We start from the raw sequence: 14576 nt of genomic DNA, 5'->3' as shown, positions 1-14576 counted from the left end.
AGTTGCATCTTCGGCGGATTCAGTGCCGGCCCAATCGCCCTCAACTACGCAAAAAGCCTGCCTGCGCTAGAAGGGGATGGCGGAGCCGCAGCCGAACTAGCTCGCCAGGCCGAGATGAACAAGCAACTCATCTCCAACGCGGGAACAGAGAATCCCTTCAAGCTCTGGCGCGAACTCGGCGTCACCATGACTGAGCACGCGACCGTCATCCGCTACAACAAGGGCCTCAAGCAGGCCGACGAAAAGATCGTCGAACTGCTCGATCGCTTCCAGAATGTCAACCTCAGCGACAAGAGCCAGTGGGCCAACACCAGCTTCGCCTTCGCCCGCCAGCTCTACAACATGCTTGAGCTCTCACGTTGCGTAGTAAAGGGCGCGCTAGTCCGCGATGAGTCTCGCGGCGCCCACTACAAGCCCGACTTTCCAGACCGCAACGACGAAAAGTTTTTGAAGACCACCAAAGCCGCATTCACCGGCCAACCAGAGGGCCCGCGCCTCGAATTTGAAGACGTGGACATTCAATACATCAAACCGCGTCCGCGCCGTTACGACGCCGCGAAATGACATCGGTAAGAACCTATGCCGATGTCATCCTGAGCGAAGTCGAAGGATCCGCAGTTGCTTTTAGTTTGTATCACCGCGAAATCGGGTGCCCCATTGCCTGCCCTGAGCGAAGCCGAGGGGTCTCGCTTTTGAGACATGGGAGAGGGCAACTCCCAACTGTTTTGTATCAGGGCACCACCGATAGTCGTACCACTTGCAGTCGTACCACTTGCAGTCGTACCACTAAGAAAGTGTCATCCTGAGCGGAGCAGCTTGGGGCCCCACGAAGTGGGGTAAGCGGAGCGAAGGACCTGCTTCTGTTTTGCAGTGTGAGTAGCAATTCAAAAGAACGTATCAAGGGCCTGAGCCCTGAGGGAACATGGCAACGAAAACCGTCAAATTCGAAATCAAGCGTCAGGCCAGCCCTGACGCGCCATCGACGTGGGAAAACTTCGAGCTAGAGTGGCGTCCCGGCATGAACGTCATATCCGCCATGATGGAAATCGCCGCCAACCCCGTCACCGCCGACGGCCGCGACACCACGCCAATCACCTACGACTCCAATTGCCTCGAAGAGATCTGCGGCTCCTGCGCCATGCTCATCAATGGCAAAGCACGCATGGCCTGTTCCGCGCTTGTTGAAAATCTCGAACAGCCCATCAAGATCGAACCCCTTTCCAAGTTTCCCCTGGTCCGCGATCTTCAGGTCGACCGCTCCGTCCTTTTCGAAAATCTGATGCGCGTCAAAGCCTGGGTTCCCGTCGACGGCACATACGACCTTGGTTCGGGCCCGCGTGTTTTCCCGCAGCAACAGGAGGCAAACTACCCGCTCTCCAACTGCATCTCCTGCACTTGCTGCATGGAAGTCTGCCCGCAATTCAATGAAGACACCGGATTCGTAGGCGCCGCCACCATCGCCCAGGTCAAACTCTTCAACAACCACCCCACAGGAAAAGTGTTCGCCGAAGAACGTCTCCGCGCTCTTTCAGGCGACGGTGGCATTCAGGAGTGCGGATTCGCGCAAAACTGCGTAGAAGCCTGCCCCAAGCAGATCCCGCTCACCAATGCCATCTCCGACATCAGCCGCGACGTCCTCATCCAAAAGGCCAAAGACTTCCTGCGCGGCTGAGCTACATCTCCCACAAATCTCGGTGCCCCATCCTTGCGAAAGCAAGGATGGAAATTCCACGCGTGCCGTATTTCGGGAATATCAAATCCGAAATTCAGATATAGTAGAGAGTTCAGCACTATCCCCATGTGCCCGGGGCCCGCAACGAGGGGCCCGCCCAGAACTACCCCGGCGAATTCCCTTGGAAAACGCCACGCTCATTGTGTCTTTGCCGCTCCTGAAGACTGAAAATAGCAAACCGATCTTATTCATAAGAAGGTAGCCATGCAGATATCGGATCAGCCAAACCGTATCCCAGACCCCCAGGGCCTTTACCACCCACGCAATGAACACGATGCATGCGGCATGGGCCTGGTGGCAAGCATCAAGGGCGAAAAGAGCCACGACATTATTCGCAAGGGTCTCGAGGTCCTCATCAACCTCACCCATCGCGGAGCGGCTGGCTGCGATCCTGAAACGGGCGATGGCGCTGGCATTCTCATCCAGATCCCCCATGTTTTCTTCGCGCGCGAATGCGGCGAACTCGGCATTCAACTCCCAGGCCCTGGCGCCTACGGCGTTGCCATGGTCTTTCTGCCTGTCGATAAGCACAGCCGCCTGCAATGCGAAGGCGTCTTCGAGCGCATCGCCGCGGCAGAGGGCCTCAAAGTCCTCGGCTGGCGCGATACACCCGTCAATGGCGATGCCATTGGCCGCGAAGCCCGCGCCTCGCAACCCTATATCGAGCAGTTTTTTGTGGCTCGCCCCGAAGGCATGGACGAAGAACGCTTCGAGCGTGCCCTCTATCTCGTTCGCCGTCGCACTGAAAATGAAATGGCCGCCTCCGACATCGAGGGCAAGGACGACTTCTACATCCCGTCATTCTCCTGTCGCACCATCATCTACAAGGGCCTCATGCTGGCCCCGCAGATCGAGAAGTTTTACTTTGAACTAGCCAATCCCCTCGTCACCAGCGCGCTTTGCCTCGTCCACCAGCGCTTCTCCACCAACACCTTCCCCAGTTGGAAACTCGCTCACCCCTATCGCTATATCGCACACAACGGTGAGATAAATACGATCCGCGGCAACATCAGCTGGATGAACGCCCGCCAATCAGTACTCGACAGCCCCCTGCACGGCGAAAAAATCAAGGAACTTTTCCCGGTCATCACTCCCGATGGCAGCGACTCCGGGTCGCTCGACAATGCAGTCGAATTCCTCTTCCAGTCCGGCCGCTCGCTTCCGCACGTAATGGCCATGCTGATCCCTGAAGCATGGGCCGGCAATCCCGACATGGACGAAGACAAGCGCGCCTTCTACGAATACCACGCATCATTGATGGAGCCGTGGGACGGTCCGGCCTCCATCGCATTCACCGATGGACGTATCGTAGGCGCAACTCTCGACCGCAATGGCCTTCGTCCCGGCCGCTACTTCGTCACGAAAGATGATCTCGTCGTCCTCGCCTCTGAAGCGGGAGTACTTGACCTGCCCGCTGAGGACATCCGCAAAAAAGGCCGCCTCCAACCTGGCCGCATGTTCCTCGTCGATACTGTGCAGAAGCGCATCATCTCCGACGCCGAAATCAAAAAGAGCCTGGCCGCCCGCCAGCCCTACGCTGACTGGCTTAAAGAGCAGCAGGTTCTGGTCGATTCTCTTCCCGAGCCATCCCGCGTCATCGCGTCTAATCCAGAAACACTCCTCCGTCGCCAGCGCGCCTACGGCTACAGCGAAGAAGATTTACGCATCGTGCTCGGCCCTATGGGCGCGCGCGGCGAAGAACCCGTCGGCTCCATGGGAACCGACACTCCGCTTGCCTGTCTTTCCGATCGTCCGCAGCCGCTCTTCAATTACTTCAAGCAGCTCTTCGCGCAGGTCACCAATCCCCCCATTGATCCCATCCGCGAAGAACTCGTCATGTCGCTCATCAGCTACATCGGCACCGAGCGCAACATCCTCGATGAGACACCGGAGAACTGCCACACCCTCAAGCTGCCGCATCCAATCCTGTCGAATCGCGATCTTGAAAAGCTGCGCCGCGTTTCCTCCGGTGACCTGCTTGCGACCACGCTGCCGGCACTCTTCCGCGCAGAAGATGGCGAAGCCGGCCTTCGCAATTCACTCGACGAATTGAGCGCCCGCGCCACGCACGCCGTAGCGTCTGGATACACGCTACTTATCATCTCCGATCGGGGAGTCGACCCTACCTACGCGCCGATTCCCAGCCTCCTCGCCATGGCTGCAGTGCACAACCGGCTCGTCAAAGAGAAGTTACGCACCCAGGTTGCGCTCATTATTGAAAGTGGAGAACCGCGCGAAGTTATGCACTTCGCCCTGCTCATCGGATACGGCGCCAGCGCGATCAATCCTTATCTCGCTATCGAAACGCTGCACGACCTCAAGCGCCGCGGCCTGCTCCCACACAACGTCTCTGCAAATCATGCGGAGAAGAACTTCATCAAGGCCATCAACAAGGGCCTTCTGAAGACCTTCTCAAAAATGGGTATCAGCACCCTGCAAAGCTATCGCGGCGCACAGGTGTTCGAAGCGATTGGTCTCAACGACAATCTCATTCAGACTTACTTCCCGCGCACCGCATCGCGCATTGAAGGCGTCGGGCTCGACGTGCTCGCCCGCGAAGCCCAGATGAAGCACTCCTATGCCTTCCAGCCGTTGACCGAATCAGAGACGGAATTGATCGTCGGCGGTCATTACCAGTACCGCGAAGGCGGCGAGTATCACCTGCTCAATCCGGCTACCATAAGCAAGCTCCAACACGCCGTTCGAGCCAACAGCGCAACGACCTTTCAGGAATACACCGACCTCCTCGACCAGCAGAATCGCACCCTCTGCACCCTGCGCGGCCTGCTCCAGCTCAAGTACGCGGACAATCCAATTCCTCTCGAGGAAGTCGAGCCGGCAAAGGAAATCGTCAAGCGCTTCACCACGGGCGCCATGAGCTTCGGTTCCATCAGCGCGGAAGCCCACGAAACCCTCGCCATCGCCATGAATCGCCTCGGCGGCATGTCGAACACCGGTGAAGGCGGAGAAGATGAAGCCCGTTTCACTCCCGACGCCAACGGCGACTCTCGACGCAGCGCCGTCAAACAAGTCGCCAGCGGACGCTTCGGCGTCACCACCAACTACCTCGTCAATGCCGACGAGTTGCAGATCAAAATGGCCCAAGGCGCAAAGCCCGGCGAAGGCGGCCAGCTACCCGGCCACAAGGTTGACGATGTCATCGCCAGGACGCGCCACTCCATCCCTGGCGTCGGCCTGATCTCTCCGCCGCCGCATCACGACATCTACTCCATCGAAGATCTCGCGCAGTTGATCTACGACCTTAAAAACGTCAACCCCAAGGCGCGCGTCGCCGTTAAGCTTGTCTCCGAAGTCGGCGTCGGTACCGTCGCCGCCGGCGTCTCAAAAGCCCACGCGGACGTTGTGCTCATCTCCGGCGACAATGGCGGCACAGGCGCATCTCCGCTCAGTTCCATCAAGCACGCAGGCCTCCCCTGGGAACTCGGTCTCGCCGAAACGCAACAAGTCCTGCTGCTCAACGATCTGCGCGGCCGAATCAAGGTCCAGACTGACGGCAAACTGCAAACAGGACGCGATGTCGTCATCGCTGCCTTGCTCGGCGCTGAAGAATTCGGCTTTGCCACTACGCCGCTCATTACCATGGGCTGCATCATGATGCGCAAGTGCCATCTGAACACCTGCTCGGTAGGAATCGCCACGCAGGACCCCGTCCTGCGCGCGCGCTTCACCGGCCAGCCCGAGCATGTCGTCAATTTCTTCTTCTTCATTGCGGAACAAATGCGCGAGCACATGGCCAAGCTCGGCTTCCGCACCGTCGACGAAATGGTTGGCCGTGTCGACAAGATCGAAGCCTCTCTCGCAGACGCTCACTGGAAGGCCAAAGGCATCGACCTATCCTCGATCCTCTACGCTCCAACCGTGCCCTCACGCGTAGCCCGTCGCAAGGTCCAGGCCCAGGATCACGGCCTCGACCAGGCACTCGATCACGCCCTGATCGCGAAGGCGGCGCCTGCTCTCGAATCCAAGACCCCAGTGACCGGCAGTTTCGCCATTCGCAACGTCCACCGCACCGTCGGCGGCATGCTCGGCGGCGAGATCGCCCGCCGCTACGGGTCAGCCGGACTCCCGGACAACACCATCCACTTCAAATTTGAAGGATCGGCCGGCCAGAGCTTCGGCGCATTCGTTCCCTCCGGCGTCACGCTCGAACTCGAAGGCGACAGCAACGACTACCTGGGCAAGGGCCTCTCCGGCGGCCGCATCATCGCCTACCCGCCCAAGACATCCTTCTTCCTGCCGGAAGAAAGCATCCTCGTTGGAAATGTCGTTCTCTACGGCGCAACCAGCGGCGAAGTCTTCCTCAACGGCATAGCCGGCGAGCGCTTCGCGGTTCGCAACTCCGGCGCCACCGCCGTGGTTGAAGGCGTTGGCGATCACGGATGCGAATACATGACCAACGGCACCGTCGTTGTGCTCGGCACCACGGGCCGCAACTTCGCTGCCGGCATGAGCGGCGGCCGCGCTTTCGTCTTCGATGATCAGGGAGACTTCTCCACACGCCGCTGCAACAAAGCGAGCGTCGATCTCGAGCCTCTCGCTACCGACGCAGACATCGCGGAAGTTCGCGCCCTGCTCGAGCGCCATCGCGACTACACCGGCAGCCCCCGCGCTGCGTGGATTCTCGAGCACTGGGCCGAAGCGCAGGCCAAGTTCATCAAGGTCTTCCCGCACGAGTACAAGCGAGTCCTCGGCGTCGAACGCGTCGACACCATTTACTGTCCGCCAACTAACGCAGTGCCTCAGGTTGAGGCCGCAGCCGCCGAGGTGCAGCATGGGTAAGGTCACTGGATTCCTGGAAATCGAACGCGAACAGCCCACACGCCGCAACGTTGAAGAACGCGTGCAGGACTGGTTCGAGATCTATCAGCCATTTCCTGAAGAGAAGCAGCGCGAACAAAGCGCCCGCTGCATGGATTGCGGCGTTCCCTTCTGCCACACTGGCTGCCCGGTCAACAACCTCATCCCCGACTGGAACGACCTCGTCTACAACGACCGCTGGCAGAGCGCGATTCGCCGCCTGCACGCCACCAACAACTTTCCCGAATTCACTGGCCGCATCTGCCCCGCTCCATGCGAAGCCTCCTGCGTACTCGGCATCAATGCGCCCGCCGTCTCCATCAAGCTCATCGAGCGCAGCATTGTCGAGCGCGCATGGGACGAAGGCTGGATCCATCCCGAACCGCCTGAGCAGAACACCGGAAAGCGCGTGGCGGTGGTGGGCAGCGGGCCCGCCGGTCTTGCGGCAGCGCAACAACTTCGTCGCGCCGGCCATTCCGTAACTGTGTACGAGAAGAGCGATCGCATCGGCGGCCTTCTCCGCTACGGCATTCCCAACTTCAAGCTCGAAAAGCACATCCTCGATCGCCGTCTTCAACAGATGCGAGCCGAGGGAGTGACGTTTCTCACCAATGCGCACGTCGGCGGCAATGTCCCCGTCGATGCGCTTACCGGCCACTACGACGCCATTCTTCTCGCCGGCGGCGCTGAGCATCCGCGGGACCTCAAAATTCCAGGCCGCGAGCTCAAGGGCGTCCACTACGCGATGGAATTTCTGCCCCAACAAAATCGCCGCTGCGAAGGCGACACGGTCGATTCCAAAATCTCCATCAGCGCCGAAGGCAAGCGCGTGCTCATCATCGGCGGCGGCGACACCGGTGCAGACTGCCTCGGCACCACCCATCGCCAGGGCGCAAAGAGCGTGCATCAATTCGAAATCATGCCAAAACCGCCGGATAGCCGTTCCGCCTCAACCCCATGGCCGCTCTGGCCGTTGCAACTGCGCACCGAAGGCGCACACGAAGAAGGCGGCATCCGCGACTGGAGCATTAATAGCATCAAGTTCACGGGCGACGAGAACGGAAACGTAAAGCAGCTCCATGCCCTGCGTGTCGGACCCCCGCCGAAGTTCGAGCCCATCGCCGGCTCCGAGTTCACCCTCGACGTCGATCTCGTGCTCCTCGCCATGGGCTTCCTCGGCCCGGTCAAAGGCGGCATGATCGAGCAGCTCGGCGTCGCCGTTGACCAGCGTGGCAACGTCGCCGCCAATGCTGATTACATGACCTCCGTCGACGGGATTTTTGCAGCCGGTGACATGCGCCGCGGCCAGTCTCTTGTCGTATGGGCCATATCAGAGGGCCGCAAAGCCGCCGCAGCAGTCGACACTTACCTTGCGACAAAGCAGCCCACAGCGCCCATGCTGCGTCACGCAAGAGCGTAGCCTGCTTACGCCGATCAACGTGAGGAGGAACCTGCAGTTGCTCTTCCTCCTCACGCCGCGAAAGCGACCCGAAGTCCAGCGCCCTTGTCCCAACATCCGGTTGGCTCAAATCTGAACCGCCCTCCGCGAGACAACAAAAGACATGGAATGCCGGTCCACCCGGCATTCCGTCTTCCCATTACCTCCCCTTGCGGTTTTCTCGCCGGTACTTCCACACCCCATACAGCGCGCCCAGCACCAGCAGCGAAACGTAGACAATCAAAATGGGTGTGCTCCATCCCTTCAGATCCTTCTGCCAGAAACTGATGACCACCCGCCCGTACGTGTAGCCCACCCACGCAATCGCCCCATATCGCACCGCCCGGCCCCCGCCGTACGCGATAAAGAACCGCGCGCGCGAAAGCCCCAGCGCCCCTGCCGCGAATAGAAAGGGCATCAACGGCACGGGCGGCGGCAAAAGAGCGGCGATCGCCACTGAAGCCACTCCATTCCGCTTCACCCATCCCTGCACACGCCGCACCAGCTTGCCCTTCCCCAATTTCTCAAGCGCAGCTTCTCCTCCTTTTTTCCCAGTCGCCCACGTCATGTAGCCGCCCGTCAACGAACCTGCGAATGCACATGATCCAAAGATCACCGGCGACGCAATCGACTTCGACCGGAAAACCGTGAGCAGCAAAAGCACCAGGTCCGTGCTTCCCGGCAGCGATATCGGAATCACCGACGAGTCAATCACTGCCAGCCCAAACAGCCCCACACCCCCAAGATTCATCAGCCAGCCCAGCCTGTGGGCGCCGCTTCCCTTCACCGCCTGAGCGATCGATGCCGCACTCAGCAGAAACACTTCAGACGCCAGGCAAGCTAATGCAATCACGCCCCACGCAGGACTCAACGCTCGGCCCGCCGTCCCGCACGCTCGCGCACACCCACTCCGTCCTCCAGATCAAAGGCAGCGTTCACCAGCGCAATATGCGAGAACGCCTGCGGAAAATTTCCTACCAGCCGCTTCCCATGCGTGTCGTACTCCTCTGAAAGCAGCCCCAGGTCATTCGTCAGTTTCAGCAGATCCTCAAACAGCTTTCGCGCCTCCGGCTCTCGCCCCACCGCCTTCAAACTACTCACCATCCAAAAGCTGCACGCCAGAAAGACGCCCTCCCCCGGCGGCAATCCATCCGGCGACTTCGAAGTGTTATAGCGCATCACGAGCCCATCCCGCATCAACTCGCGCCTGATCGCCTCCACCGTATTCTGCACCCGCCGATCGCTCCCCGGCAGAAAGCCAACCAGCGGCATCAGCAACAGCGATGCGTCCAGCTCCTCCGACCCGTAGGCCTGCACAAAACAATCCCTCTTCGCGCTGAATCCTCTTTCGCAAATCTGCTGATGAAGTGCCTCCTTGACCGCCTTCCACCTGCCTACGGGCGCCTTATAGTTCATTTGCTCCGCCAGCAGGATCGCGCGATCAAAAGCCACCCACGCCATCATCTTCGAATATGTGAACTGCTGCGCCCCCCCGCGCGTTTCCCAGATTCCCTCGTCGGGTTCCTGCCAGATCGTTTCCAGGTGCTTCAGCAGCAGCACCAGCACCCTGAAATCATCCTCGGTATGGCGCCCCATCTTGCATTGTGCGTGAAAAAACGAGTCCAGCATCTCTCCATAGATATCCAGTTGCACCTGCATCGACGCCGCATTGCCGATCCTTACCGGCTTTGAATTCTCGTACCCCGGCAGCCAGTCGACTTCCCACTCCATCAGTTGGCGCTCGCCACGCAATCCGTACATGATCTGCACCTGGTCCGGACTTCCCGCCAGCGCCCTCAGCAACCAGTCCTGCCACGCCACCGCCTCGTCGTAGTAGCCCCCATTTGACAGTGCAAGCAACGTGAATGTGGTGTCGCGCAACCAGCAGTAGCGATAGTCCCAGTTTCGTACCCCTCCAACGTTCTCCGGCAGCGAAGTTGTCACCGCCGCAACAATGCCCCCAGTGGGCATATACGTCATCGCCTTCAGCGTTATCAGCGATCGCTTAACAATCTCGCGGTACTTCCCCTCATATTGGAGTTTCCCGGCCCATTCCCGCCAAAACTTGTCAGTTTCCTTGTATGCCTGCTCTACATCGATGGGCTCAGGATCGTCCTGGTACGAAAGCCCGTAGGTCAGTACGAATCTTTCGCGTTCTCCCGCACTCACCGGGAACTCTGAGAGCGTTTTCAGATTCTCGCCATGTGTCTCTACCGAAGTACGAAGTATCGCCAGATTCGGACCGGCAACGGCTCGAACCCCTTCGTCGATGCCCGTCACCCACGGAACGGTCCGCCCGTAATCGAAGCGCAGACACAGTTCCATGCGCATCTGAACCGTTCCCCGGATCCCTTCAACGATCCGTACTACATCGGAATTCTTGCCGCGCACTGGCATAAAATCTGTCAGACGCACTGCCCCCTCTGCGCTCTCAAAAACCGTCTCAATGATCAGGGTGTGTTCGCGATATTTCCTCGTCGTCTTCCATTGCCCTTTGCACGGCGCAATCTTCCAGTAGCCGTTCTCATCCTTGCCCAGCAGCTTGGTAAAGCACGCCTCGGAAGAAAACGATGGCCAGCATAGCCAATCGATCGAACCGTCCTTGTCCACCAGCGCAGCAGTCTGGCAGTCACCAATCAACGCGTAATCTTCGATCTTTGCGGCCATGTCGGTGGATTATTGTTCGCGATAGTTGCGCATCAGGCCGCCGTCGATTACGAAGGTCGAGCCCGTCACATAAGACGCATCGTCGGAAGCGAGAAAAGCCACTAGCCCCGCTACATCTTCCGGCGTCCCCAACCTACCCAGGGGAATGTTCTGGAGAAGCGCGTCCAGCTTTGGCTTGTCCTCGAGAAGAGCCTTGTTGATTGGCGTAGCAATCGCTCCCGGCGCAACGTTGTTGATCGAGATCCCCAGCGGCCCGAGTTCTACTGCCAGGTCGCGCATCAGCATGCGCAGTCCGCCTTTGCTGGTGCTGTACGAAGCAAAACCTGGAAACGCCATATCCTCATGCACCGAGCTGATGTTAATGATGCATCCCTTCTTCTTCGCATCCCGTAGCCGCCTCACAAACGCTTGCGTCAGGAAAAACGGCCCGCGCAGATTCACCGCCATCACTTCGTCATAATCGGCTTCCGTCGTATCCCAGAAGGCCGACTTCTTCTCCATTCCCGCATTGTTCACCAGGATGTCCGCTGACCCGAACTGGCTCCACGCAGTATCCACCAGGCACTCTACGTCGTTAATGCGCGTGACATCTGCCTGCACGATCTTGCCTTCGCCTCCAGCCTTCTCGATCGCCTCTTCAGTTGCCTTCGCTCCGTCGGGGCTGCCCACATAATCCACAATCACCTTGGCCCCTTCGCATCCAAGCCGCTTGGCAATTCCCTGTCCGATACCGGATCCGGCACCGGTTACAATCGCCACTTTTCCCTGAAAACGCCGCATGGTTCTCCTCCCCAAAGAGATGGCAGTGCTCCTGTTGCTCATTCTCTTTGATGCGCAATGAACCGGAGATAATGTATAAATTGAGGTTTGTCGAAGCTGGTGCCGGGGGATCCCTGCCGGCTCAAACCGCAAAACTCAGGCCTTCAGGAACCGTCTTACCCGATCATTGGGACCGCAGGAATCCGAACAGCAGCACCGCCAGCACCAGGGCACTCACCCCAACATAGAGCTTGTCCCGCTCGATCCCAAACGCGATAAGCGCAAACACTACCCGGGCAACCGGCGTCGCAATCAGCAGCAGAACTGCCAGTTGAATGATGGCAGCTGGATCGCCAGCGGCTACTCCGGTTATTACTCCGCCGACATGGCGCAATGTCTGCGGTTCTGTCTTGAACACCCTGTAGTCAGGAACTCCATCGTGATGGGCGCGGACATACAAAAAGCCCCCAATCAACATGACGAAAGAGGCCAGCAACACTCCAACCTGGAGCAATCGCCCCATGATCGTTTCCATTTTGCGGTCATCGAAACGATCCTCTTGCCCCGCGTTTCCCAGTTTTGTTTTCAGAACCATTTCGTCACCCCGTTGATGATCATCTCCACTCCAAGCGCCAGGATGACGACCGTGAACACGGCGCGAAGTACCGAAACATGTGCTCGAACCAGGTAGCGCGCCCCAATCAGCGAGCCACTCAGAACGCCCAGCATCACAGGAAAAGCCAGCCCCGGCGTAATCAACCCGCGATGGAGATAAATCCCAGCGCTGGCCGCGGCTGTTACCCCAATCATGAAATTGCTGGTTGTCGTCGACACCTTGAAGGGAACTTTCATGACGCGGTCCATCGCCAGCACCTTCACCGCACCTGAGCCGATGCCCAGTAATCCAGAGAGCGTTCCCGCCACGAACATCAGACCGAAGCCGCCAGGGATATTTTCAACCTCATACTTGCTGCGGGTTCCGTCCGGCCCGGGATAGTCGCCCGACAGCCTCAACCTCCCCGACCACGGACTTCCCTTCTTTAACTCAGGAACTGGATTGCGCGATTGCTCCCACGAAAGGTATGCGGAGTAGAGCAGCACAAGCCCGAAGATGATAGCCAGAAGCTGTGTGTGGACCACCGTTGCCAGAAACGCCCCCAGGATCGCCCCTGCCGTGGTTGCCACTTCAAGAAACATTCCGATGCGTACGCTTGAAAATCCCTCGCGCACGTAAGCCGCGGCTGCTCCCGACGAAGTCGCTATCACTGAGATCAGCGACACTCCGATGGCGTAGCGAATATCAACGTGGAATCCCAGCGTGAGCAGCGGCACCAGGACCACGCCGCCGCCAAGCCCCGTAAGGGCTCCCAGCAGACCCGCCAACAGCGAGCCAAGAAAGAGAAGCGCAGTAAAAATCAATAAGCTCATAATTAGAAATCGTTCAATACAGCGATCGTCATCGGTTTTGCACCCAGTCCTTGAAAATCATCAAGCGCCCCGCTTCGGACCTTCGCGGACGCAGCAACCTGCGCGAAATCCCGCTGCGCACGTCTTGTATCAGGGCATGACTTCAGTCATGCCGCAAAAGCCGCAAATAACCCGGGCTAAATAGCCCCTGCCCTTCTACTACAACGGCTTTCCCCGAAACAGATAAAACAATTCAATCAACAAAATCAAAACAACCGTGAACTCCAGGAAAAACGCCCGGCTCTGGTTGAATTGATCCACCATATAGTTGTACAGGTCTTCGGCGGTCTTCACCTTGCGCGATACCAATTCCTTGTAATCCGGCACGCCCACCTTGGCTGCCGCCAGCCTGTACAACCGAGCCGCAAACATGTCGCTCAGAAACTTGATCGCGTTATCCGCGTGCTCCGTCAGCTCGGCAACGTCCAGCAGCGTTGTATGCAGGTTCCGAGCCGACTTCGCCAGCCGCCATCGCGCAAAGACTCCCGTCTTCTGCTCCAGCAACGAATACGCGCGGTCAAGAATCTCCGTCAGCAACTCGTCGTAGTGACGAAATTCCAGTAGCTGCGAATTCGCATACTCAAGCAACTGAATCGCCGTCTCCGCGCCCGCCCTGCTGTCATAGAGAAACGCCGCGTTCCAGCCAATCACCGTGACATCGTTTGCGTAATAAGAAATCTGTGAGTGCAAAACCTCGTTGCACTCGCCTTGAGAAAGTTGCAGCCGGTCGCCTCTGACAACTTGTGCGATTTCAAACCCGTGATCGCGAATCAGATCGGACGCCAACGGCGCCCCCGGTGCATCGCTGACATGAAAGATGAAATAGTCTTCGCTCAACCAGCGCGTGTATGGCCGAATCATGGCCTCCGCGCATTGATCGAGTTTGGCTTTCACCAGTGGTTCAACCCGCGACGCGAAATCGATGTCCCACACCCAGCGGCTCGCCAGCTGCACCAGGTTGCCCCAATCCCCTGCAAACGGCAGGTGCAGCACCACGCTCACAACGCCGTAGTCGTAATACTTGATCTCGCCCCCCAACCGCTCTCCGCCGTCGAGTTGCAGAGCCTCCAGCGGTTCAACCACCGGCGGTCGTTCATATCGCACGTACGCAGGCGTCGCAGGTTTCATCCGCGGTTGCTCTTGAACCGTGCCTTCCCTCATCTTCCGAAGGCGATCCAAACGCAATTCTTCGCACACGTCAAACTGAATCAACACCAGGACAGTGCCGGTCAAGACAGAAGTCGCGACAGGTGGAGAAGTATTGGTCACGTACAAGCGCATAGTAAAGCATCGCGGCCCCACTCCGCTTCAGCCCGGTACTTATCCTCAAAGCAGCGCGCGCACCAGCCGCCGCACCGCCTCAGTCGCCGCACCGTAAACCAGATGCGCTGCAAATGGCGTGGCCAGGGATGGTACGGGCTCGTTTGAAGGTGACTGCGAAAGGTTCAACGCGGGCACAGCCACCACATCGGCACCTGTAAACAACGCCGCGCCAAACGCTGTCCCGAATCCCGCGGTAGCCGTCGACCGAAAAACGCGGGTGCTCTTACGCAGTATTCGCTTTTTCTTTTTCGCGCGCAGCCTTTACGCGCTCTGAGAGAAGCTTCTTCGCCTTCTCCAGTTCTGCCTTGCGCGATTTGCTCAGCCCTTTGCCACCTCGATTGATGAAGTACGTCAGCATCCTCATCCCCGATC

10 protein-coding genes and 1 pseudogene are annotated in these 14576 nt (G+C 58.7%); 4 read left to right on the top strand and 7 right to left on the bottom strand.

Annotated features, from left to right (window positions below):
- From sdhA to WA354_RS24355, 4 genes and pseudogenes are all read left to right on the top strand, one after another.
- Positions 1-564 (top strand): annotated as a pseudogene (gene sdhA, locus WA354_RS24370) (succinate dehydrogenase flavoprotein subunit); the annotation flags it as partial.
- 358 nt (positions 565-922) lie between these two features.
- The gene (gene sdhB, locus WA354_RS24365; protein WP_472815622.1) at positions 923-1672 is read left to right on the top strand and encodes a succinate dehydrogenase iron-sulfur subunit; all 750 of its coding nucleotides are present in this window, start codon (positions 923-925) and stop codon (positions 1670-1672) included.
- 264 nt (positions 1673-1936) lie between these two features.
- Positions 1937-6532, top strand: a complete 4596-nt coding sequence (gene gltB, locus WA354_RS24360) for a glutamate synthase large subunit (RefSeq protein ID WP_472815621.1) — start codon at positions 1937-1939, stop codon at positions 6530-6532.
- On the top strand, positions 6525-7970 hold the full coding sequence (locus tag WA354_RS24355) for a glutamate synthase subunit beta (protein WP_472815620.1): 1446 nt from the start codon (positions 6525-6527) through the stop codon (positions 7968-7970). The genes gltB and WA354_RS24355 overlap by 8 nt, the downstream gene beginning before the upstream one ends.
- A 178-nt stretch (positions 7971-8148) precedes the next feature.
- On the opposite strand, the gene WA354_RS24350 is transcribed toward WA354_RS24355, so the two are convergent.
- The 7 genes from WA354_RS24350 to WA354_RS24320 form a co-directional block, all read right to left on the bottom strand.
- Positions 8149-8859 carry a DedA family protein gene (locus WA354_RS24350; protein WP_472815619.1) on the bottom strand — a complete coding sequence of 237 codons (711 nt, stop codon included), beginning with the start codon at positions 8857-8859 and terminating at the stop codon, positions 8149-8151.
- On the bottom strand, positions 8856-10655 hold the full coding sequence (locus WA354_RS24345) for a glycoside hydrolase family 15 protein (RefSeq protein ID WP_472815618.1): 1800 nt from the start codon (positions 10653-10655) through the stop codon (positions 8856-8858). Before WA354_RS24345 ends, WA354_RS24350 begins: the two co-directional genes overlap by 4 nt.
- Before the next feature lie 9 nt (positions 10656-10664).
- Positions 10665-11435: a glucose 1-dehydrogenase gene (locus WA354_RS24340; RefSeq protein ID WP_472815617.1), complete on the bottom strand. Its 771-nt coding sequence runs from the start codon at positions 11433-11435 to the stop codon at positions 10665-10667.
- 163 nt (positions 11436-11598) lie between these two features.
- Positions 11599-11937 (bottom strand): DUF1634 domain-containing protein, encoded by a 339-nt coding sequence (locus tag WA354_RS24335; RefSeq protein WP_472815616.1) that lies wholly within the window; start codon positions 11935-11937, stop codon positions 11599-11601.
- Between the two features lie 62 nt (positions 11938-11999).
- Positions 12000-12842: a sulfite exporter TauE/SafE family protein gene (locus WA354_RS24330; protein ID WP_472815615.1), complete on the bottom strand. Its 843-nt coding sequence runs from the start codon at positions 12840-12842 to the stop codon at positions 12000-12002.
- A 198-nt stretch (positions 12843-13040) separates the two neighbouring features.
- Positions 13041-14009, bottom strand: a complete 969-nt coding sequence (locus WA354_RS24325; protein WP_472815614.1) for a hypothetical protein — start codon at positions 14007-14009, stop codon at positions 13041-13043.
- Between the two features lie 418 nt (positions 14010-14427).
- The gene (locus tag WA354_RS24320; protein ID WP_472815623.1) at positions 14428-14562 is read right to left on the bottom strand and encodes a DUF3175 domain-containing protein; all 135 of its coding nucleotides are present in this window, start codon (positions 14560-14562) and stop codon (positions 14428-14430) included.
- Positions 14563-14576: the final 14 nt, after the last annotated feature.

Origin of the sequence: Occallatibacter sp. (assembly GCF_049802275.1) — a bacterium.
In the GTDB taxonomy this organism is placed as follows: domain Bacteria; phylum Acidobacteriota; class Terriglobia; order Terriglobales; family Acidobacteriaceae; genus Telmatobacter.
This window is presented reverse-complemented; position numbering and strand designations above follow the sequence as displayed.